The organism is Streptomyces sp. NBC_01306 (assembly GCF_026340465.1).
Lineage (GTDB): Bacteria > Actinomycetota > Actinomycetes > Streptomycetales > Streptomycetaceae > Streptomyces.
The window spans coordinates 103,923-124,923 of sequence record NZ_JAPEPC010000003.1; the positions used below are offsets into that span (position 1 = coordinate 103,923).

The 21,001-nt window shown below is 69.0% G+C and carries 17 protein-coding genes and 4 pseudogenes; 8 read left to right on the forward strand and 13 right to left on the reverse strand.

Annotation, left to right across the window (positions count from 1 at the left end):
* Positions 1-41: 41 nt before the first annotated feature.
* From OG385_RS36065 to OG385_RS36080, 4 genes are read right to left on the reverse strand one after another with little or no spacing between them, the layout of a single operon-like run.
* A complete protein-coding gene (locus OG385_RS36065; protein WP_266862282.1) occupies positions 42-1,106 on the reverse strand; it encodes a lantibiotic dehydratase C-terminal domain-containing protein in 1,065 nt (354 codons plus the stop codon).
* Positions 1,100-3,793: a lantibiotic dehydratase gene (locus tag OG385_RS36070; RefSeq protein ID WP_266862283.1), complete on the reverse strand. Its 2,694-nt coding sequence runs from the start codon at positions 3,791-3,793 to the stop codon at positions 1,100-1,102. Before OG385_RS36070 ends, OG385_RS36065 begins: the two co-directional genes overlap by 7 nt.
* On the reverse strand, positions 3,793-5,097 hold the full coding sequence (locus OG385_RS36075) for a nitroreductase family protein (protein WP_266862285.1): 1,305 nt from the start codon (positions 5,095-5,097) through the stop codon (positions 3,793-3,795). The genes OG385_RS36070 and OG385_RS36075 overlap by 1 nt, the downstream gene beginning before the upstream one ends.
* A complete protein-coding gene (locus OG385_RS36080; RefSeq protein WP_266862287.1) occupies positions 5,094-6,113 on the reverse strand; it encodes a hypothetical protein in 1,020 nt (339 codons plus the stop codon). The genes OG385_RS36075 and OG385_RS36080 overlap by 4 nt, the downstream gene beginning before the upstream one ends.
* Before the next feature lie 234 nt (positions 6,114-6,347).
* Here OG385_RS36080 and OG385_RS36085 point away from each other — a divergent pair, with 234 nt between their 5' ends.
* Positions 6,348-6,539, forward strand: coding sequence for a thiomuracin/GE37468 family thiazolyl RiPP peptide (locus OG385_RS36085; RefSeq protein WP_266862289.1), 192 nt, complete (start codon positions 6,348-6,350; stop codon positions 6,537-6,539).
* A 252-nt stretch (positions 6,540-6,791) separates the two neighbouring features.
* Positions 6,792-7,144: pseudogene (locus tag OG385_RS36090) on the forward strand (transposase); the annotation flags it as partial.
* Between the two features lie 224 nt (positions 7,145-7,368).
* On the opposite strand, the pseudogene OG385_RS36095 reads toward OG385_RS36090, so the two are convergent.
* Together OG385_RS36095 and OG385_RS36100 are read right to left on the reverse strand one after the other, a co-directional pair.
* Positions 7,369-7,676, reverse strand: a pseudogene (locus OG385_RS36095) (hypothetical protein); the annotation flags it as partial.
* A gap of 50 nt (positions 7,677-7,726) precedes the next feature.
* Positions 7,727-8,344: a DUF6000 family protein gene (locus tag OG385_RS36100; protein ID WP_266862484.1), complete on the reverse strand. Its 618-nt coding sequence runs from the start codon at positions 8,342-8,344 to the stop codon at positions 7,727-7,729.
* A gap of 258 nt (positions 8,345-8,602) precedes the next feature.
* Here OG385_RS36100 and OG385_RS36105 point away from each other — a divergent pair, with 258 nt between their 5' ends.
* A complete protein-coding gene (locus OG385_RS36105; protein ID WP_266862291.1) occupies positions 8,603-9,148 on the forward strand; it encodes a hypothetical protein in 546 nt (181 codons plus the stop codon).
* Between the two features lie 272 nt (positions 9,149-9,420).
* Here the strand turns inward: OG385_RS36105 and OG385_RS37430 are convergent, their stop codons facing one another.
* Entirely contained in the window at positions 9,421-9,606 is a 186-nt protein-coding gene (locus tag OG385_RS37430; protein WP_323183972.1) for a YrhB domain-containing protein, read from the reverse strand.
* Positions 9,607-10,202: 596 nt separating this feature from the next.
* Positions 10,203-11,429, reverse strand: a complete 1,227-nt coding sequence (locus tag OG385_RS36115; protein ID WP_266862293.1) for a lipopolysaccharide assembly protein LapB — start codon at positions 11,427-11,429, stop codon at positions 10,203-10,205.
* Between the two features lie 147 nt (positions 11,430-11,576).
* Between OG385_RS36115 and OG385_RS36120 the strand changes: the two genes are divergently transcribed.
* Both OG385_RS36120 and OG385_RS36125 read left to right on the forward strand, forming a co-directional pair.
* Complete coding sequence (locus OG385_RS36120; protein WP_266862295.1) at positions 11,577-12,098, forward strand: TerD family protein; 522 nt, start codon at positions 11,577-11,579, stop codon at positions 12,096-12,098.
* A gap of 454 nt (positions 12,099-12,552) precedes the next feature.
* Positions 12,553-12,891 (forward strand): annotated as a pseudogene (locus OG385_RS36125) (DNA polymerase III subunit alpha); the annotation flags it as partial.
* 224 nt (positions 12,892-13,115) lie between these two features.
* On the opposite strand, the gene OG385_RS36130 reads toward OG385_RS36125, so the two are convergent.
* Entirely contained in the window at positions 13,116-13,817 is a 702-nt protein-coding gene (locus OG385_RS36130) for a hypothetical protein (RefSeq protein ID WP_266862297.1), read from the reverse strand.
* 260 nt (positions 13,818-14,077) lie between these two features.
* Between OG385_RS36130 and OG385_RS36135 the strand changes: the two genes are divergently transcribed.
* The 3 genes from OG385_RS36135 (at position 14,078) to OG385_RS36145 (ending at position 15,319) form a co-directional block, all read left to right on the forward strand.
* On the forward strand, positions 14,078-14,521 hold the full coding sequence (locus OG385_RS36135; protein WP_266862299.1) for a DUF6228 family protein: 444 nt from the start codon (positions 14,078-14,080) through the stop codon (positions 14,519-14,521).
* Between the two features lie 178 nt (positions 14,522-14,699).
* On the forward strand, positions 14,700-14,984 hold the full coding sequence (locus OG385_RS36140; protein WP_266862300.1) for a hypothetical protein: 285 nt from the start codon (positions 14,700-14,702) through the stop codon (positions 14,982-14,984).
* The gene (locus OG385_RS36145) at positions 14,984-15,319 is read left to right on the forward strand and encodes a DegT/DnrJ/EryC1/StrS family aminotransferase (RefSeq protein WP_323183973.1); all 336 of its coding nucleotides are present in this window, start codon (positions 14,984-14,986) and stop codon (positions 15,317-15,319) included. Before OG385_RS36140 ends, OG385_RS36145 begins: the two co-directional genes overlap by 1 nt.
* Before the next feature lie 81 nt (positions 15,320-15,400).
* On the opposite strand, the gene OG385_RS36150 is transcribed toward OG385_RS36145, so the two are convergent.
* The 4 genes and pseudogenes from OG385_RS36150 to OG385_RS36165 form a co-directional block, all read right to left on the reverse strand.
* A complete protein-coding gene (locus OG385_RS36150) occupies positions 15,401-16,576 on the reverse strand; it encodes a glycosyltransferase (protein WP_266862488.1) in 1,176 nt (391 codons plus the stop codon).
* Between the two features lie 180 nt (positions 16,577-16,756).
* Positions 16,757-17,367: pseudogene (locus OG385_RS36155) on the reverse strand (transposase); the annotation flags it as partial.
* A 147-nt stretch (positions 17,368-17,514) separates the two neighbouring features.
* Entirely contained in the window at positions 17,515-19,578 is a 2,064-nt protein-coding gene (locus tag OG385_RS36160) for a hypothetical protein (RefSeq protein ID WP_266862302.1), read from the reverse strand.
* 7 nt (positions 19,579-19,585) lie between these two features.
* Positions 19,586-20,827 carry an acetyl-CoA carboxylase biotin carboxylase subunit family protein gene (locus OG385_RS36165; protein ID WP_266862304.1) on the reverse strand — a complete coding sequence of 414 codons (1,242 nt, stop codon included), beginning with the start codon at positions 20,825-20,827 and terminating at the stop codon, positions 19,586-19,588.
* Between the last annotated feature and the right edge of the window lie 174 nt (positions 20,828-21,001).

Sequence of the window (21,001 nt, forward strand, 5' to 3'; positions counted from 1 at the left end):
TTCTCTGCTGTCCGTGCTTCTCGGTGCGGGCGGCCACGGCCTTACGGTGGGGCGGCGCCGTCGTGCGGGGCGTGGTCCTGGCTGCCCCGGTGCCGCCGGGAGCTGTGCCGGCGCGGCCGGTCACTTTCCGGACGCGGCCGGTCGGTGTCCGTCAGTTCCGCGTCCGTCAGTTCCGCTACGGCCAGCAGGGCCAGGGCCCGCAGGGTGGCTTCCTGGCCGATCCGTACGTCGAGACGGTTGCAGGCCAGGTGGGTCAGATGGCCGGCCAGCAGGGCAGGGGCGGCGGCCTGTCGCTGGGCACCGCGGCAGGTCGCGAGCCACCGGCTCACCGGGTCGGCCCTGGCCGGGTGCGCGACTTCCGCCAGTGGGGCCGCCTCGGCCGGGTCCGCCACTGCCGACTGTGCTGCCGCGCGGGCCGGGTGTGCCGCTTCCGCCAGTGGCGCTGTGCGGGCGGCGCGGGCGACGGTGAGCAGGGCGGCACGCCCGTTCCTGTACTGGGCCAACACCTCCGGCGCCGGCTTCCCCGGCGGAGCACCCGCGTCCAGGGTGCCGGCCAGCAGGGCGAAACAGTGCGCCGTCCGCTGTGCCGGGCTCCAGCCGGCCAGTACGGCGGCGACGGCCAGTTCGCTGCAGGTGGCGAACGCGTCCTCCGCGGCCCGCAGTGCGGCGCCATGGCCGTACTTGCCGTGCTCCGGCCGGTAGGGGTGGAAGGCGAGACTGTCGTTGGGGGCCAGGGTCCCGGGCTCGCTGTCCGGTTCCAGGGCGGCCAACTGCTCTGCCAGTGCCCGGTATTGGTGTGCGGGCATGGGCTGAGAGGGCGGCAGCGTACGGAACAGTGCTATGGCGTGTGCGTTCAGCGCGGTGCGTACCGCGGGCCCGGCCGCCGGTGCGGTGAGACGGACCCGCAGACGCAGGTGCGGGCCGCCGTGCCAGTGGCGGAGGAAGAAGAAGCGGTCGGCCAGCCCGCGTTGCCGCAGTTCCGCGACGGCCGCGGGGATCAGCGTGCTCACCACCAGGTCGAGCGGGTGCCCGGTGAACACATGGGCGCTGACCCAGCGGTCCTGCGGCTCCGGGCCCGGCACGCCGCCGGGCGGACGGGTCAGCATGACTGCTCCCGCCGGTCCGCCGCAGGGAGCGGGGCGGTGGGCAGCTCGATGAGGAACTCGGCCGCGTAGCGGTGGCCGTCCCGGTGGGCCGGTGCGTCGTGGAGGTCGGGCAGGGCTTCTGTGAGCAGCAGTGGCCGGCCGGTGGCCGCCGCCCGCTCGAAGACCCGCAGCAGATGGGCGTGGGCGAAATCGACGTACACCGGCTTGCGGTCCTTGTCGTGCAGCGCGGGGCCGGTGAAGCCGTCGGCGGGGCGCGGGGTGAGGACGCGCAGGAAGCAGCGCTGCGGCAGGCCGAGCGCCGCGCGCCAGGTGTGCACGCGGACCAGGTGGGCGGCGTCCGTCTCTCCGGCGGCGCGGGCGGGTGCCCGGCCGGGGTCGATGAACCAGGTCGCACGGCGCAGCACCACGGCCCCGAGGGCGAGACGGGGCATCTTCGTCCAGCCCGGTCCGGGCGCCGCCTCCGGGTCGCGCAGGGGCGGGCCGGTCCGCCCCGGCGGGAGCAGCCGCCACAGCTGCGGCCAGTCCGACCAGAAGGCGTAGGAGGTCTGGCCGAATGCTTCCACCAGCAGCCGGGCGGGCAGCGGCAGCAGCGGTGTGGCGAGCAGGCCCAGATGGAGCGGCCGTACGACACGGCCGGTGGTGCGGTGGGCCAGGTGGAGGCGACGGGTGTGGCGGTCGTGCACGACGTCCAGGTCGGCGGGGCGGATCAGTTGCTCGGGCGGCCGGTGCGAGGTGGCGCCGTCCAGATCTATCGCGTAACGGGTGGCAGGTGCCCGCTGGTTGAGAGCGCTGCTGAAGACGGCGTCGAACTCGGCGTAGAGGGGGGTGTCCGCGGGGCCGTCGCCGGGAGGCCCCGCATGGGCTGCCCCGAAAGGGGCCGGTGTGTCGAGCAGCCGGGCGATCCGGGTCAGGCCGGTGCCGTGGCCGCAGGTCACCGTGTTGAGTACCAGTCCGAGCCCGGTGGCAGGGTTGGGCAGCGTCTGGACGTAGCAGGCATGGCGGTCGCCGGAGGTGTCCGGGTCGGGCCAGGTGCCGCAGAGGTCACGGACGGCCTGGGGGCCGAGACGGACGGTGCCGTCGGACGCGGGCGGGGTGCCGGCGATCAGGCGGCGCAGTGCGTCCTGCCGCCGGGCGTCGCGCTCGGTGGGAGCGTGCGGCGCGGCTGTGGACCACCAGGCGCCGAAGTCCTGGAGGAAACGGGTGAACGGCTGCTTGAATCCTGGGCCGTAGGCGGTCACGGCGTGCTCCCGCAGTGCCTCGCGCGGCGGTGCGAGGGTGTCGAAGGGGGCGAGCAGCGCGGGGACGTGAGCGAGGTCGGAGAGAGCCGGCCGCCAGGCGGCCGGGTCCAGTACGGCGGCCGTGCCGACGGCGACCGTGTGGTGGAAGTACAGCGGGCCGCGGTCCAACTGCTCGCTCCGGCCGAGCAGTCCGAGCTGTCGGGCGGCGGCCGTGGTGTGCTGCTGCAGGGCGGCGGCGATGCCCCGGTGCAAGCCGGGCCCGGCGGTCCTGGCGGCGTCGATCCGGTCGCGGATGGCACGCAGGTCGGCGAGCAGCGGGGCGAGGCGGTGGCCGTCGTGCGGCTCCGGCAGGTGCCTCCCGAGCCAGTCGCAGAGCGTGGCGGCGTCGAGCTCCTGGTCGGGCGGGCCGAGGCGGATCTCCAGCAGGCCGGTCCGGACGAGCCGGGCGACGACAGCGTCGGCGTCGGCGGTTGTGGTGCTCCCCGGTCCGGGCGCGCGGAGCAGGGCACGCAGCCGCTCGGGGCTGCCAGCCTCGCAGACCGCCGCCAGGATCGCGGCCAGCGCCGGGGTCGCGGGCAGGGCACGCACCTCGCCGGACGGGCCCGGCACGGTGAACAGCCACCGCTCTCCCCCGGGCGAGGCCACCGGTGTGGCCGACGGGTTGACGCGCAGCCGGACGGCCGCGTCCAGCTCGGGTACGTGGGCGAGAGCGGCGGCGATACCCGACAGCGGCAGCAGACTCGCCTCTGCCACAGAGGCCCGGCCGGAACTCTCCAGGCGTACGCCGGAGCCGGCGTCCGCCGCCCACCGGCCGAAGCCGCTGGAGGCGAAGGTCGTCAACGGGCTGGGCTTGGCCATCGCGCGGCCCGCGTACTTGGCGAGCCGGACGGCTGCCCCGTCCAGCGGCCGCCGTCCGGCCGCGTCGCGCGCCTCCCGGCGCAGCAGGTCCTCGTACAGATCCGCACTGGCGTAGTCGAGACCGGTGGCGAACGCCGGGTCCTGGAAGAGCGCGTCAAGGGCCGCTGCCGCCGAACGGGTCTCCGCGGGCAGGACGTTCCCCAGTTCCGCGAAAAGCCCGGCCCGGGTACGGCGCAGAGCGGCATGGGCGTGGAGACGCCCGGTGAGCGCCCCGCCGAGCACCTCCGGCGGGGCCGCCGCGTCCAGCAGGGGGCTGATGCGGGCCCCCCGGTGCACGGCTCGGCGCAGGCCCACCAGCCTGGCCTTGAAAGGGCGCGCGGGCGCTGTGCCGATCAGGGCGTACAGCGCGTCGCAGAGCTGCGCCGCGTCGTCGGCCAGCCGCTGGTCCAAGGACGTGACGCGCAGGGCGAGTTCGGTGCTGCGAGGGATGCGGGAGGCGTCGAGCGCGGTGGTGGGCAGCCCGGCGATCCGTACGCCCACGGGGGCGGTGACGGCGGGGGGCGCGGTCGGGGGCGGTGTGTTCCGGCTCATCAGAACACCACCGGGACGCGGAAGGCGGCGCCCGGCCGCGCCGTGCCGATGGCCACCTGGAAGAGCACTGTCTCCTCACCCGGGGCCAGCCCGAGCAGGCGTTCCGCACCGGCGGCGTCGTAGCCGTTGTGGACCCGCGCGGCCAGGCCCTGACGGGCAGCGGCCACGCAGAGCAGATGCGCCGCCGCGCCCGCGGTCAGGTGCAGTCTGCGGAAGGCGTCGGCGCCGTAGCGCGCGACGGCGGCGGCGCGCCGGACGGCGATGTAGGCGGTACAGGCAGTCGAGCGGAAGTTCAACGACACCCGGCCCTCCGTCTGTCCGATCTGTTCGAGCGACGTTTGCGGGTCGCCGTCGCTGACCTGCCGCAGATGGCCGTCGCTGTGGACGTAGTGGCCCGGGGAGAAGCCGGTCACACGCTGTACCAGCAGGTGGCAGGAGAAGTCGGTGAACGGCGCCGCGGCGAGGGCGGCGCCGAGATCGGTGAGCAGCGCTTTCGGGGAGAGCACCGGTTCCGGGTCGAACAGCGCGGCGCCGGAGTGGCGGGCACGGAGCACGGAGGCCAGGTCGGGCGGGGGCCAGGACCGGTCGCCCGGATGCTTCACGGGTCGCAGGATCTCCAGATAGCCCATGGGGTGTTCCGCCCCGGCGGGCAGCAGGTTCGTGCAGAGGCCGTGCAGTGTCTCCTGGTCCTGTCCTGGCCGGGTACGCAGGCCGAGTGCGGCGGCGACCAGGTGCACCGCGCCCAGCAGCATTCCTGCCTCCTGGGCGCACAGCCGCGGAGCGTAGCCGCCGTAGAGCCGCGCCGTCCGGGCGAACCGGCTGGTGATCACGGCGAACCGGGAGGCCCCGGGATCAGCGGCCCGACGGCTGGTCACTGATGCGTTCTGCATGATCAGTTGATGGTGGAGAGGGTCGAACCGGAATGCCGCGGTGGGGGAGACCAGGGTGAGTTCGCTCGGGTAGCGGCACCGTGCGGAGGCCACCGCGCGGTGAAGCGGCCAGCCGCCCGGGGTCAGGTCGTGCTGGAGCAGACCGTAGGAGTAGTGCAGCAGCGCGGAGAGGACGGCCGGGTCGGCGAGGGTGGCCGGGGAGCCGGGGGCGGGCGCCAGATGGAGCGGTGGCGGCGCCAGTGGAAGGCGCGGCCCGTGGGGGAGGAGGCCGGGCTCCGCGCTGCCCGTTCCCGGGGCAGGGGATCCCGTGGCGAGGGTGGCCGGGATGGCCCTGCGGGAGTAGACCGCCTCCGCCCAGAGCGCCAGGGGAAACGGGTTCTCGCCCGCGAGGCTGCGAGATATCCCGCCGGTCATTCCGGCTCCGCGCCGAGAAAGCGGCCGGTGGTCAGGTCCAGCACCTCGGCATCGGTCACCGGTGACGGTTCTGCGCCCCCGCCGGAGTTGTCCAGACCGGCCGTCCGGCACAGCAGTTGCAAACAGAGCTGGTTGGCGGCGAGGGCCGCGACCGGGCCACCGAGGTACGGACTCGGCTCACGCACGCGAGCCGGATCCCCTGCACACGCGGCGCCCGCCGCGGGGTGATCGCGCCCGTTGCCGGGCGGTACGCAGGAGGCCGGTGGTTCTGGCGCGGCGCCGGGGTCACCCACTGTGCTGATGACGATGTGTGCGCCCCGTCCCACCGCCTGTCCGTACGGAACCCCGGCACGTATCGCGAGCGCGCGGGCCTGGTCCGCCGGCTCCCTCTCGTACGCGTCAGAGCCGAGAAGCACCACGCCGGCGTTCGCGGGCAGGCCGGACAGGTTTCCGCTCAGCTGCTGGTAGCGGAAGCACCCGCCCTCCTGCTGGAGCAGCGCGACACATTCGCGCAGCCGTGCCACATCTGTCGGGTCCCCGGAACCCTCCTCCACTGTGCGCAGCCGCAGGCGTACATGTGCCACACCCGACGCGAGCAGGGCAAGGACCAGCGCACTTGCCATCCGTCCGGTGCCGACCACCAGGGGAGCGCAATCGCGATACCGCTCGAAGCGGTGCTCGGGCGAGTCCGCGCGCGCCGCGATGAAGTCGATCAGTGCGGCGTGGCGCGCACGGACCTGCGGGCTCAGCCCGTGTGGCAGATCCGCCGTGGCATCGCGTACGAACCCTTCCCGGGCCAGCAGTTCCACCAGTGAGCGGACATGCTGCGCGGCCTGTGGCGGGAGGTCGGAGGTGAGCTGGTCCAGGCTGCTACGACCGTCCAGGAACGGCCGCAGCCGCTCCAGCCACGGGTGGATTCCCGGCAGTGCGAAGGCCGCTGTGCGCTGGGGGCCACTTATCACCACGCCCCGGTCGGAGGGCAGCAGACGGGTGTCGGGAAGCAGCCTCGGCTTCATGACCACCTCCATCGGGATTCCTCAGCGGGAACGCGGTTCCGCAGGCGTGAAACAGGCGTGAACAGGCGTGAAAGCGCCGGACGAAGCTGTGCTCGCGGCCTCTGGGCGGCCGACACTAGCGGAGCCGAATGGTCTAGTCCATCCCCTTCACAGTTCCCAACTGTCACGCTAGTGTCCGAACTGGGCGCCCAAACATGTCTGTTGATGCTCCACTAGTTCGAAAGGAGGGCTTTGATGAACGAGAACAGCAACGGTTCACCGTCGCTCGCTGCCGCGGTCGCCGACCTCGCACTGGACCTCGACCTGGGCTCGCTGGCCGGGGACGAGCACAGCCAGTCGCTGACGGCGGGTCACGGCATGACGGAAGCGAGTGCGTCCTTCTGCTGCGCTCCGCCGCCGAACTGCTGCAACTGCAGCTGTTCCTGAGCCGGTAGCGCGTGCCGGGCGGGCAGTCGGCCCGGCACGCGCGTCCGCCCCGGTGGCCCGCTGATCACCGCACTCGTCGAGGAACCCTTCTGCCACCCTTCTGACTCTGACTCTGCCTCTGCAGCTGCCTCGTCGCGGCGCGTACGAGCGCAGGACGAGGTAAAGGCACCGGTACCGGCGATTGCGCGTCCAGGCGGGCCATCGGACACATCGATGGACGGCCTTGCAGTGGTGCGAGGGCCGGTGACCCGTAGTCTGCCTGGTATGGGCGCCATGCTCGGAGCCACCTTCTGCGCTGCCACCGGCGGAGATATGGAAGCCTTCGGCACTCCCGACCGGCTGGCGGCATTCGCCGGCCTGTCGCCGGTTGCGACGACCAAGCCGCTATCACCGCGGCCTCCTGCGGGCCTTCTGCCCCTCGTCCATGGCCAGCCTGCGATCTCGTGCCCGCATCGCGGACGTACTACGAACGCAAGCGCGCCGAAGGGAAATGACACAAGCAGGCCGTGCTCTCGCTCGCCCGCCGCAGAGCCAATGTTCTGTGGGCCATGATCCGCGACGGAGCGTGCTATCAAGCCGCACCACCATTCACGGCGGCCGCTTGATTTCCTGATTGGGAATTCATTTAAGGCTCGCGTGCAGTCTGGTGAGACTGGAACTCCGGGGGCATGACGCATCGCACCGAGTCCGAAGAGGAATTGGATGAGCTCCTCCACCGCGCTGTCGAGTCGTTGCGGCAGGGCCCCCGGGCTGGCATCGAACTGCGCGGTCCGCTCGTGGAGTTGCTGGAGGATGCAGCGGCTGGCGATGATGAGGGAGTGACCAGCCCTTATGCGGCAGATGTTGCCCGAGCAGTGTGGGGCGACCGATCGGACGCCTGAGCAGTTCGACGCGGTTTCGTGCCGACTTTATGGCGGGCAGGGCGGTTGAACGCCTCGCCGGTGGCGAGGACTCTGCCCACGTTGTGGCGGAGGGCCGGGAGGCGGTTCTTCGAGCCGGGCGGCCTGCCTGATCCGGAGCGGGTCGGTTTCGGTGCGCCGGTCTTCGCGTGTAGGTTCCTGAACCCTCTGCGGACGGGGCGGGTGTCAGTTTGTTCGGCTCGGTCGGCTTCTTCCAGGGCCTGGGGAGGTCGGTGGCTACCCGGGCGGCGGCCATGGTCGAGAGTGGCCACCACGAGGTGGGGGCGGTCATAGCACCTCGGCGCATTCGTCGACGAACGCGCAAAGCCGGCGAATAAGACTCAAGTAGAAGGGGGTGGGGTCCGAGTCGCCCTGCATGTGAGGTGCATCCTGGAGCCACTGCTGCCACAGGCCACCCGGTTCCCGGAAGCGGTCGGCTTGACCACCTCCAAGGTTCAGGTCGATGAACTGGAGAGCGCCCATGACTACGGTTTGGTCGTATCCGAGGTCAGGGCGACGGAGGTAGCGATCAAGGTAGGTGGCGAGCAGATCGGCGTCGCCCGCCGTTCCGAAACTGGCCAAGGCCACGCAATAGGCCAGCCCAGCACAGCAGACCTCGCTGGCCAGCAGGAGTTCCCCGAGGCGCTCACGGAACTCGGTCCGGCGGGAGACAGCTACGAGCCAAGCCGCAGTTCTTCGTTCGCGCCAGCCGCCCTCAAGAAGCTTGGCGATCTCATCTGAGGTGATGAGTCCCGCGTCCTCACGGAGGTCTCGCATGAATCGGTCGTACTCAGGACTTTGCATGCGCAGCAAGTTGCCGCCGAGCTTCAGGTAGCGCCGCTCGGGCGTGACATAGTGGCGCACCAGGGCCAGCAACTCGGCATCGTCTTGGGGATGGCGTATCACACGGCCGATCTTGCCTTGCCGGTGCAAAACGAGGCCAGCCCATTCCTTGCGCTCCTCGTCCGCCGCCCTCACCGGCCCCAGCGCGACGGACTGGACGAAATTCGTCAAGCGCGACTGGACCGGGCCGCATCAGCAGCCGGCGAAGTGACAGCTGAGAAGTCGGTTTCCCTCGGGGGTGAGCTCCGGCATCGTGGTCGTCGGTAAGTCCATACGCGAGAGGGGCGAGTGCGGCGGGTGTCTGGAGACGGGCAGGCGGATTTGACGGAGCTGTGGCAGCGGCGTTGGCCTAGTTGCCCTCCGGTTGGGTACAAGCTCCGAGAACCGTATCGGGACGTTTGGGTACGTTTTCACAGCCTGCCGGAGTCGAAGCGGTACGCGGACGACGAGAGCGAGTACGCCATCGTCCTGGAGCGTTACAACACCGTCCTCGATGAATTGTTCGCTGGTGCGGACGTGTACGTGATCACTCCGCTCTGGACGACCGAAGCCGAGGTTGCGTCATCGCAACCCATCACGGGCTATTGGCAGAGCTTGCTGGTGGAGGACGATCCTCACCCTGAGTTCCGCACGTACTGCCACCTCTTCGCCGCCCGCCGGTCCTGGCGGCCAGGCTGCATCGACGAGTCGCTCCGGGACGTCGCCGACGACAAGGTGGCGGGCGTTCTCATCACCGACACCCGGATGCAGCGCATCCATCACCCCTACGACGGTGGCGCCGACGTCTTCCTCGCCACGTCCGCAGAACGGGACCGGGTGCGCGATCGGCACGCCGACTGGCTTTCCCGTCATCCGTCGGGTATCTGACCGGTTCGGACCACTGCTCCACTCGAAGTGGTCTTCACCGCAAGTACCGGGCTGAGAGGCTCCACGAGTTCCTTGGTGGCGATGGCCACGAGGCGCGCGGGCGCATCACCGTCCAGCAGGGCGCTCACGTACTCGATGGCCTCTGCAGGCGAGAGCGTTGGCAGCCTCTGGCGCAGTGTCCGCACAGCGTGCATGCGTCCATGCGTAGCGGCGACTCCGCAGAGCGCATCGTGCAGGTCGTCTACTGCAGTGTGCACCGGAAGCCCACGTATTCAGGCCCGGTAGTCCTTCTCCCACTCCCCGGTTACCGCGGAGACGACGCCGATCTGGTGTAGTCCCCCGTCTACGCGGTCGACCAGGTACGGCCCATTGCCGACCAGCTGGTACTTCGAGTTCCGAGTGCTTGCGAACTCCTCGGACGGCCAGGAGACGATCCACACCAGCTCGCTCCTTGACACGGACCACAGCCATCCTCACCGCGTCCGTGCTCACAGCCCGCCATTGCTGATAGTCGCGTTCCAGCTGTTCTTCGACAGCCCGAACGGCGGCTTCTCGCTCGCTCACGCGTGCAGCATCCCGTACGGGCCCGGTTTCGACCAGCGAATTCCCACGGCTCAGAGCCACGCAGAAGGGGCCAACGAACCTTCTCGCCCAGGAATACGGCAGCTGAAAAACAAGTGCTCTACGCCAGTACATTCCTCGGCTGCGGCAAGCACATCCGGGAGGTCCTCGCGTGGGATCGGGGGCCCGGCTGGTAGCCGGCAGTACCGCCTGGTGTGGTCCAAGGGATGTATGGGCAGACCTCGACCATTCCACGGTCGACGAGAGCGAGGAGGAAGGGCACCAAGTCCTCCGCCGGGCCGGATGCCAAGGGTTGATCAGGGCCGGCTCCACGACGGAAGCGGACGACGCAGTGCCCCCTTCTGGTGGGCCCGGGTAGGAACCACCGCGGCCCACACCATCAGCCTCCGGGCTGGATACCGTCCCCGCCAAGTGGGCGATCGGCGAACGGCACTTCCTGGCCCTCACCCGCTGGAGGCCCCCCAACGTCCCGTCATCGGGTGCTGCAACGTCGGGGGCTAGGACGACAGCCTTTCGACCGGGATCGATTTGCGTGGAAGAGGGCGTTGCGCATTCCGGGTGAGAGTGCCTGGTTGGCTTCGTCGAGTGCTTCCTGGTCTCGGCCGTTGACGTGCAGGGCCCAGGCGAGTGCATCGTGGATTTCCAGGAAGGGGAGGGTCTTGAGTCCCTTGCGGGCGATGGCTAGGGCTTGCTTCGGGTCGCCGTGGTCGGCCTCGAAGAGGGCGGCGTCGGAGTCGAGGGCGACGCCGTTGGTTGTGAAGAGCTGCTGCTCGGCCCGGAAGATCCGGTACTGCTCGTCGGCCTGCTTGGTGAGTGCGTCCCAGGGACTGGTAGAGCTGACCGAGTTGGAGGATGTACTCGGGTTGAAGGACGCGCTGCACGGTTCCGGTTGAGGTCGGCGATGGCCGCACCGGTCCTGCCGAGCGCGGCCTCGGCCCCCGCTTTCGCCTGGAGCAGGGAGGTGTAGGAGGGCGCGACCCGCAGACCCGCCTCGGCTTCCTTCAGCTCGGTGGCGGGGTCTGCGTTGTTGAAGGCGAGTTCGCCGAGGTAGTAGTCGGCGAACGCCTGGTCCTCCGGGCCCGCGGAGTCGTTCAGGGCCCGGTCGCGTGTCGATCCTGGCGGTCGCGACGTCGCCCCGAAGTTCGGCGACGTACGACGCACGGGAGAGGGAGGGCGCTCCGGGCTTGAGGTCGACCATCCGCTGGGTCGCTTCGGCGGCTTCCCAGTAGCGGCCGAACTGGGTGTAGGCGTCGGCGAGCATCCCGTACAGCGGGGAGCTGTACGGGTTGACGGTGACGGCTTGCTTGGCCCAGCCCAGGGCATCCGTGAACCGGTGGCGGCCGGCTTCGAGTGCGGCCATCCCGTCCATGGCGGTGAAGTTGTCCTTCTTCTGGCTCGCCAGTGAGCGTTTGAGGACGCCTTCGGCCTTGGGGTAATAGGTCGGGTCGGCAGTGGACTTCGCCTGCTGAACGTAGTCCAGGCCTGGAGTCGCCAGGGCCACCGCATCGCGTGGCGCCGTGTGCAGTATTCGTATTCGCTCCGGAACCGCTGCGGGCGATCCGGGTGAGGCCGGTGCGGTCTGCGGGAGCGAGAGGGCCCCGGTGTCCGCCGCGGTGTGGCGGGGGACCGCCCACAGACCGCCCGGCCGCCCTTCCTCGCCCTGAAGGGCGGCCGGGCTCTTCACGTACAGAAGTCCCACGGAACGCCCGCTCCGGTAGCCCCGGGAGCACCGCTGGGGCCCGGAGCCTCGCCATCCTGCGCCGGCCTTGCATCAAGAGCAGTGTCAGCGGCCATACTTGATCACGCGGGGGTTCTCCCGCGGCGACGCGACAAGGGGGAAGACGGCGTGAACGGCGAACTGGGCAAGGTCGAGGTAAGGCTCCGGTGGGATCCGAGTCCGTTGGGGGAGGCATCGCATGATCTGGACATCATCGGCGCGGTCTACTCCGCCGACGACCCGTGGGGGCGGCCGGTGTACGTCGTTCACACCGAGAGCCGTTCCCCGGACGGCACGATCACCATGGGCCGGCACAGCGAGTCCGGCCAGGGCCTCGGCTTCGATGAAGTGATGGTCCTGGAGTTCGACCGGATACCGTCCGACTACGGCCGGGTGGTGGTGGGGGTGGCGATTCACCAGAACGCCGGGCCTCTCACCTTTGGCGAGATCGCGAACCCCGGTGTGGTCGTCGTCGAGCGGTACCGGGAACTCCTCGCGGACGACTTCGGGCAGCTTGCGGGGTCCACTGCCGCGACGGTCGCGGAGTTCACCCGGGATGGCTCCGCGGGCTGGGGGCTGCGCGAGATGCTCCGCGGCTTCGCCAGCAATCCGGTGGACTTCATGGCGGAGATGGGCACGGTCGGTGAGTGAAGGCGCCTGACGTGAACGGGGGTGTGTCGCGTTCTCGAAGTGGTGATGACGCCTGGGCGCAGTGGGGTTGAGCAGAGCTCCCGCTGCCACCCCCGCACCCCGCCCGGATCTGCGGGTACGCAGTCCGGACGGGGTGCGGCGGGATATGGCGGCCCTCCACGGGGCGGTCTCAGATGTCGTGGCGCTTCCCGCCGTCGGCGCCGCTCCTGTTCGCAGCTGCGGCCATCTGCTGCCGGGCCGCTGCCGCATCCTGCCGTGGCAGGCCCACCAGCCAGTCCGGGCACGGCCTATCGTGCCCGCTAGTGCCCGCGCCAACTCGCGCGCACGATCGGTTCTCTGCTGACGGCTCATCTGGGTGGGCCGGCCGGCCACCGATGTCTTCGCTGCCAGCAGATCCAGCAGGACGGGCAGCAGCTCCACGTCGCTGCGCGGCTTCAGCCCGGTGCGCGCGGCCTCCCGCGAGACCTGTGTCCACACGATCTTCCACTCCGGGCTGCTCCCGACTCGCGGCACGGTCGAAGCACGCGGCCCCCGCCGCACCAGGTCGGCGACATGGTCTGGGACCTGGACGCCGTAGACGCCGCCCGCCGCGACCACGGGCCTGCAAGCAGCCTTCGACCTCCTCGGCCACACCACCACAGCCACCCAGACCACCACCGGGCCCACCTCACGGGTGCTCAGCGACGGAACCGCCGGCGCCCAACTCGGCGCCTGGGCGGATCTGCACCCCGCGGGTGGCTGCTCCGCCGACCTGCGCCGCCTCGGACACCGATCACCCGGAAGCGCCGGCTGATCCCGGAGCGCGGCGGTTGTCCACAGGGGCCGCAATGAGGGAGTGGGGCTCGCAGCGTGCTGCTCTGTCGACGAGGGGGAGCGGGATGAGGAATGGTGCGGATCTGGACTGGCTGCCGGTGCAGGTGCTGGACGAGTCGTCAGGGGTGGAAGAGTTCGAGCTGAACAGGCCCCGGCGAAGCCGGATTGTGCACAAATCAGCTTCAGCAGCGCTTGTTGTCGAGCTCAGTCGACTCTGACGTTGAGATTGTCGTCGACGAGGAATTCCGGGTACCCGAAACGTTCACCAAGAGCGAGGAACTTCTCGCAGTGTTCTTCGCTGATCGCCACAAAGTACGCCTTCATAGTCCTCAGGAACAGCCGGTATCCGGGGTCCGCGCAGGCTTCGCCGACGACCTGTTGCAGCGCAGGCACCCCACCCGGCACAGAGTGCTTCGCGGCCGCCTGCTCCAGCTCATCCGCGACAGGACGGATCTGGTCCAGAACAGCGCTCCGCAGACCGGCATCAGTCACCGGATGCGGTGGCGGCGGGACGAACGCCGCGTCCAGCCGGCGCGCACTGGTCGTCCACACCAATTCGATCCGGAGCATCCAGTCCCGCCCGGTCATCCCATGCTTCGCGGGATCGAAGTACGACTTCGTAACGCCGAGCCACACAGTGCGGATCACCTCATCCGGCAATGACGAGTCCAGCAGCCTCCGTACGTCCTCGCCGATCTGCATGCCAGCAGTGCGTTCGAACTCGGTAATGGATTCGTCCACGATGCTGAGTTGTACGTCCACCGGCCCACTCTTGGGGGCAAACCGGTTGAATTCCTCCTCGGGAAGCCACACCGGGTACTCGGACTTCGACGCCATCCAGCTCAGCCCGATATCCAGGATGAACTCCTCGTACTTCCCCGCATCGCTCGCTTCGCCCTGGTTCATGTCCTACTCCATGGGTGTGGCGACATATAGCGTTGACGCGGATCAGGAGCACGGCGGCTGCTGACGCTAGGCGTTCCTCGCCGTTGTGGCCCCTGCTCTGAAACAGATGATGCCGTTTCGTGCCTTCGCCGGGTCGGGGCCGCTTGTTCTGGGCGAACCCAGGGACTCGGGTGCGTCGGGGGAACTCAGACCCTCAGGCACAGCTTGGCCTTTGTGAGTCAGGGGCGACGCCGCCGTGTTGGCGTCCTTATCCTCAGTGGGTGAGTCTGATCGAGGTGGTTCCTGGGCAGGTCGAGCTCGTCGTTCGGGGAGCGGGGTCACAAGCGCCCTCTATCCGGTTGTCCGACTGGTCGCGGACTGATGAGTTCGAGGTGGTATTCGCCGTGGAGGCCGTCGATGACGGCCTGCGCGCACGGGTCGAGTCCGTGACGGTGTCTGCCTGGGACGGTGCGGGATACCTGACCGAGTTTCTCGACGGTCTTGCGCGCGACTTCCGCGGTTGGGAGGGCGAGCGGTCTTGGGCCAACAACGAGCTGGTCGTGGCAGCGACGTTCGGTTCAGGCGGTCACGTGTGTCTGAGCTGGACCCTGCGAGCGGACGTCTTCTCCAACGGCTGGGAGTGCACTGTGACGACCACGATTGAGGCCGGCGAAGAGCTGACGACTGTTGCTGCCGACGTGCGGGAATTCTTCTGCCAGGGGTAGTCGTCCCAAGGCCCCGAAGTGGGGCACTCACGCGCTCTCAGGCTCTCGGAACTGGAGGGCTCCCAACTTCGCTGGTTCCCCGTGGAATCCAGCCTGTTGGTGACTTTGCATGATCTCCTGGGGTGTATCGGCTCCATGTCCCGCCGATCTCATTGCGGAGGCGGCTGGTGGTCTTGTCGTGGTAGCCGAGAGCGTCCGCGACGACGGGTGCGGGAAATTCGAGGAGTTGCTGCCGCATGGCGGCGCCGCGGGCGGCCGCAGTCGGGACCCCGACTTGGTTCAAGAGCGCGGACAGGTGGTCGGGGCGGGCCGGCTGCCCCGACCGGCGACCCGGGAAGAGCCAGCGGGACGCGGAGTTGGTGGCAGTTGGCTGCGCTACCAGCTCTCCGGGATCAACGCAGCCATCGGCCTGGCCCAGCTCGACCACTTCGACACGACCGTGGAGACCCGGCGAGGCCTGTAATGCACCTACCGGACGCCCTGGGCCCGCTGGAGGGCGTGACGCTCGTGGACGTCGGCCCACAGCCGGCTGTACCGCACCTGTGCCAGGTCCGCGTCCCTCAACGCGACCAGATGTTTACGGAGATGCGATCCCGGGAGGTCGGCGTCGGGGTCCACTACCCGCCCAACCACCTGCAGCCCGCGTTCGCGCCCTGGCGGCGGCCACTGCCCGTCACTGAGAAGGCTGGGCAGGAACTCCTGAGCCTGCCCTTCCACCAGCACCTGACCGAAGACGACATCCACCACGTGGTGTCCGCCCTCGGCCAGGCCGTCGAGACAGCGAGGGCTGAGCGGTGAACATCCTGACGGCGTGCGCCGCGCTGATCGAGACAGGCACGGCGCTGCGCATCGGCCGCCTGGCGTAACACCCCGCCCCGGTCAGCCGGATGCGGCGGACAGGATCACGTCCACGAGCCTGTCCGCCGCATCCGGCCTCCCGTGCGCCCGCGCCCGCTCCGCCATTGCCTCACGCCGTGCCGGGTCGGTGAGGAGCGGGCCCACCGCGTCCCGCAGGTTCGCACCGGTCGGCTCACCGAGCAGGGCGACGGCCGGCCGCGCCTCCTCAAGGTGGCGGGCGTTGTGCGCCTGCTCGTTCCCGGCCGAGGACGCCAGCGGGATGAACACGGCCGGCTTTCCCAACGCGGTGAGTTCGGCGAGTGTGCCCGCCCCGCTCCGTGAGATCACGACGTCGGCCAGAGCCAGGACATCGGGGAGTTCCGGGCCCACGAACCCAGTGAGGTGGTACCGGCCCGCCAGCTCCGGAGACAGGACAGCCGCGTCCCGCCGCAGCTCCTCCACGTTGGCGGGCCCGCACTGATGGATCACGTTCGCGTGCCCCAGCAGCCACGGCAGCACCGCTTTCACCAGCTCGTTGATCTGCTGGGAGCCCTGCGCGCCACCGGTGACATACACCGTCGGCAGCCGCCGGTCGAACTCCTGCAACTCCAGCGCCTGGAGGGCCTTGTCCGCGTGCCCCGCCAGCACCTCGGGCCGGATCGGGTTACCCGTCACCACCGCGGCGCCGCGCACCGAGTCCGGCAGCAGCGGCAGCGACGACTCCGAGGAGACCGCGATTCGCGTCGCGGAACTCGCGAGCTTCCGGTTGGCCAGGCCGAGCCGGACCGTCTGCTCGTGCAGGACCAGCGGGCGCCGGCACAGCCGTGCGGCCAGCCCAGCCGGGACTGCGACGTATCCGCCCGTCGCCAGGACCACGTCCGGATGGAAGGCTGACACGATCGACCGGGCCTGAGCCACGCCGAGCGGCACCCGCGCCATGTCCCGCACGTTCGCGGCGGACAGCATCTTGAGCGGATTCGAAGAGCGGCGGATCTTCCCCGTGGACACCGTCTTGAACTCGATGCCCTCTGCCGGGGCGACACGCGCTTCGAGACCGTCCGCCGTGCCGATCCACAGGACATCCAGCGTGCTGCCCGCGTCTGCGAGGCGGCCTTGCAGCGTACGGATCGCTGTCAGGGCCGGGTAGGTGTGTCCGCCAGTGCCTCCGCCCGTCACGAGCAGCCGGAACGAACGCGGTAGCACGGAGGAAGTGTTCACCCCACGCACCCTACTGGTTTCCACTTCGCGGCCAGGGGCACCAGAGCGCGGCCGGTTCGGGAGAACAGGGCCGTCTCGTAGTGGCGGGGGCCCTCGCTCAAGGGAAACCGGAGCGGCCGAACACTTGACGCTTGGTGTGTCCGGAACGTGGAGGGAGGCTCCAAGCGGCGGGCGCAACTGGTCGGCGGCGGTGTTCGAGCCCGCGTTCCCGGGGGCAGGAGTGCGGCGACGGGTTTGCCGCTTCCGCCCGGTCCGTGGTCGACGAACCCCATGAGCGGGTGGTGGCCGTAGGTCTTCTTCCAGGTTGGGGCGGCGTCCTGCTTGTCCGAGTGAGAGACCACCAGGACTCCGTCCAGGTCCACGGTCACCTCCCCACCGCTGTCCGGTGCCCGATCGCCGGCCAATGTCCAGGAGCGTTGGCGCACTTTTGATCGCGCGTTGCGGAGCGCGGTCAGTGCCCTTTCGCCCGCGTCGGCGAGGGTGCCGACCAGGCGGGAGACCGCCGGCTCGGAGGCGACCGGTCCGAACACGACCGGCTCGGCCCGCAGCATCGCGATGTCGGCGAGGCAGTCCCTGCCGAGCGCGACCGTCAACGCAAGATCCACGAGTATCTTGCCTGGATCATGGACGGCCCGCGGTTTCCGCCAGGGGGCAAGTGCTGCGGATACGGCCTGGTCAAGGCCGGTCTTGCGGACCGTTTCGATCAGCAGGACCGAACCGGCCCGCGAGACCACGACCCGGCCGTTATCCCGGACCCGGACATGGGGATAGGACCCAATAGGCTGCTTCACCTGGAAGTGCCTCCGACAGGGGCGGGAACAAGGACTTCAGCAATCCTCATTCTCGCTGGGCAGAGGCAATTTCTGCTTGCCGATCACCTACCGGACAGCTGCTTCACGAAAGCGCGAGGCTAAGGGTCTGCATCTGGGGTGCTGGGCTCACAGGCTCGTTGGCCTCGCGACGGCTTGCAGTGACCCTGCGGGTAGCCGGTCGGTGCCCCAACTGCGCTCGATGTAGTTGATGATCCGCGCGACGTCCACCGCGGGCACCCGCTCTGGTTCGCCGTGTTCGAGCGGGTCGGCGTGGAAGATATAGAGCCGCGAGGCGAACTGGTCGAACGGTAGTGAGGCCTCGCCGAACCGCTCGCCGTTGCCCGCGGTGGAGACGATGACGCCGTCGCCCCAGTCCTGGCCGCTGTCGTTGTTCGGGTTGAAGAAATACACCCGCATGATGGCCTGTGGGTCCGGCGCGGCCCGCAGGATCGTGATCGCGTGCCAGCCGACGTAGCGGCCCGCGCTGTCGGTGACGGCGATGCCAGCCGGCTGTGGATGGATCAGCGGCTGCTCGCCGTTGTAGGAGGGGTGGTAGCTGGCGTGGAACTGCCGCAGGAACTCGTCCAGGTCGATCAGGTTTCCGGTCGCGACGTCGACGTTGATGTGGAACCCACGGGCCGTCCACCAGCCGTGAAACTCTGGGTTGACCCAGCGGTGCGGGTCTCCTGGCCGTGCGGCGCAGCGCCGCCCCATCTCGGCGTAGATCCGGTCCAAGTGGGGCACCACGAGCAGTGACACGGGGTCTAGGTCCATCGGCAGCGTGGTCGCGACTCCGGTCGCGCTGTCCTTCGATGAGATTGGCTGGCCCTCGAAGTGCATGAGGATCTCGTCGTCGCGGGCCGCCCAGGCCACTACTTGCAGCAGGTAGTCCGGGTCGTTGTAGGCCCACATCGACAGCGCGCGGGCTGACTGGCAGGTGGGGTTGTCGCCCTGGCCGACGCCGAGCGGCTGGCCCAGCATCGAGAGCACTCCCGCGACCAGCCGCGCCTGCGGCCCCGGCGCCTCGCCGAAAACGGTCGTCAACCGCTCCTGCGCGACCGGGGCGAGATCGAGCGCCAACTGGCGCCACAGCGCGGGCACCACCGGCGGCTCGTAGAGGATGCCGCGGTCGAGCAGCAGTGCCAGCCCGTAGAGGCTTTGCGCGGTTTGTGGGTGTATGGCCATTTCGATCAGCCGGTGCACGAGTTGGCTGTAGCGCAGCAGGCAGTTCCGGCCGGTGTCGGACAGGCCGAGCGCCTCCCCGAGGAGGTAGTCGCCCTCGCGCAGGAGGAACCGGAGCAGTTCCGCGTGGTAGGGCGACACCAGGCCCGTGTCGTGCATCGCCCGCGCGAACCCTGTCGCCTCGTACTGCAGGCCGCCGGCGTCCATCGCCTCGAGCCGGGACCGGAATACGGCGATGCCCGGGTCCTCCCGGCACGCTTCGGTGGTCCCGAAAAGGCTCGTGATGAGCCGGTCGATGCCCTGCCCCGAGGACACGCCAAGTGCGATGTCCGGGTCGTTGCGGTAGATCGCGATCCGGGTGATCAGGGACTGTACTGCCTCGACCTGGATCGGACGCTGGCGCAGGATCCGCCAGATCTCGTCGACCAGGTTGTCCAGGACGCTGTCGTAACCGATCTCGTCGGCGAGGTGGCGGAACAGGTCCCGGATGAGCTGTGCGGTCCGGCCCTGCTGGGTTCGCTCCGCCTCGGTGGGCGGAGTGAACAGCAGCTCCAGGTTGGTTGCCAGTACCTGGGACAGGAACTGGCGGGCGTCTTCGGCAGGCAACGTCGGGTGCGCGAAGTCGCCGCGGGCGACGGCGAGCATCCGCAGCTCGCTGGTCGCCTCTATGACGACGGTGTCCGCGTCTGCGCTGTGCAGGCCCGGGCCGGCCAGCGACGGGATAAGGATCTCCGGTGACGCCCAGTCGGTCTCCTGGAAAAGCCCGGCTTCCTCAAGGGCCTGCGCTCTGGCTTGGACCGCCGCGATGCCGTCCGGCTGCATGAGCACCCGCCGCAGTGCTTCCAGGACTCGCCGCAGCTTCGTGTGTTTGCCGAAGTCGCGGGTTTCGGCCATGGCCTGGATGGCGTCGTCGAGTGAGGACACGCGCTTGTCCAGTGTCGTGGCCTCACAGCTGACATCGTCGGTCGGTTTCAAAGGGTTTCCCTTGGGTTGGTCTCCTGCGTCCACGGGGTCGTCAGACGTAGAAGTCGAGCTCTTCCTGCTTCTTCAACAGGTCGCGCATCCGGTAGGGGTCATCACCGAAGAAGTACAGCAGGCCCCAGTGGGTGCCGAACGCGGTCCTCTTGGTGACAGTCTCCTCGAGCGGCGTCGAGAGGTCGTGCGACTCGTAGTAGTCGTCGTCCTCGGTCTCTTCCGGGATCACCAGGTCGCTGACGACGCGGCGGCGCGGATAGACACCGAAGCAGCCGGCGACCCCCGACGCGTCGACGACCTCGCGTGGGAAGAAAGCGTCGACCTCCTCCTCGGTCGTCTTCGGGTCGAAGGCCAGCACCAGCCCGTGGTATGCGTTGAACCCGTATGCCCGCTCCAGCAGCTCGAACACCTTGAAGCCCGGCGGCCGGTAGGCGACCTCGCCGAAGTACATCTCGCCGTCACTGGTGACAAAATACTCTGGGTGCACGAATCCGAACTCGATGTCAAACGTCTTGATGAGCTTCTCGATCTGCGCCGTGATCTGTGGTCGGTACTGTTCCAGTTGTGGAGTTGCGGGCACGAATACCGAATACCCCAGCGTGACGTATTCGGAGATATTCAGGAACTTGATCTTCCCGTTGTGTATCCAGGCTTCGACCGCGAACTCCCAGCCGTCGAGGTGGGATTCCATGAGAACCGGGAATTCCTCTTCCGGAATCGTGTCGACCTCGTCAGGGGTGCGGATGACACGGTGCCCCAGGCATCCTGCCTTGTCGAATGCCTTGAGATGGATCGGGTCGTTCGGGTCACCGTCCAGCTTGAGTAGGGTCTGATTGACGCGCTTGAGGAAGCGGGTCACGTCGTCCCGGTCGTGGGCTTCCTCGAATATGCCGACCCGGATGCCGCCGAGTTGCGCGCGGCGTTTCATCAGCGCCTTGTCCCGCAGCAGCATGGCCTGACCGTACAAACGCGGGTTGCCCAGCAGAACGGAGTTGATTGCCCCTGCCCATTCAACTGTTTCCTCGTACAGCGGGATCGCGACGTCGACACCTTCGTTCTGAAGAGTCTCGGCAATCTTCATGGAGCGGTCGTTGAGCCGTTCGAAATTCCACTGCAAATAGGGGATGTCGTGTTCGGCGCAGTACTCTTCGGCCCATTCGGGAGCCACGACGACGTATCGCCGGTCGAACCGATCGAGGGCTTCCACCGCATTGAGGCTCCAGCCAAGAAGCGCTACATAGCCTTTGTCTGGATTCTTGGTGGTCGGTTCGCCCTGTGTCATAGACAGTTCCTCCTTCGACGCATGCGCTCATCGTCGTTGTGACTGGCACGACCGTGCCCGGCAATCTGACTCGCAAGCACCTCATGCCCGCGTGCAAGAACCTCATTCCTGCGTGCAGGTACGAAGACGGCATTTTCTCGCGGGTACGCCACCCGTTCGGGGTGGCGGGGGTGA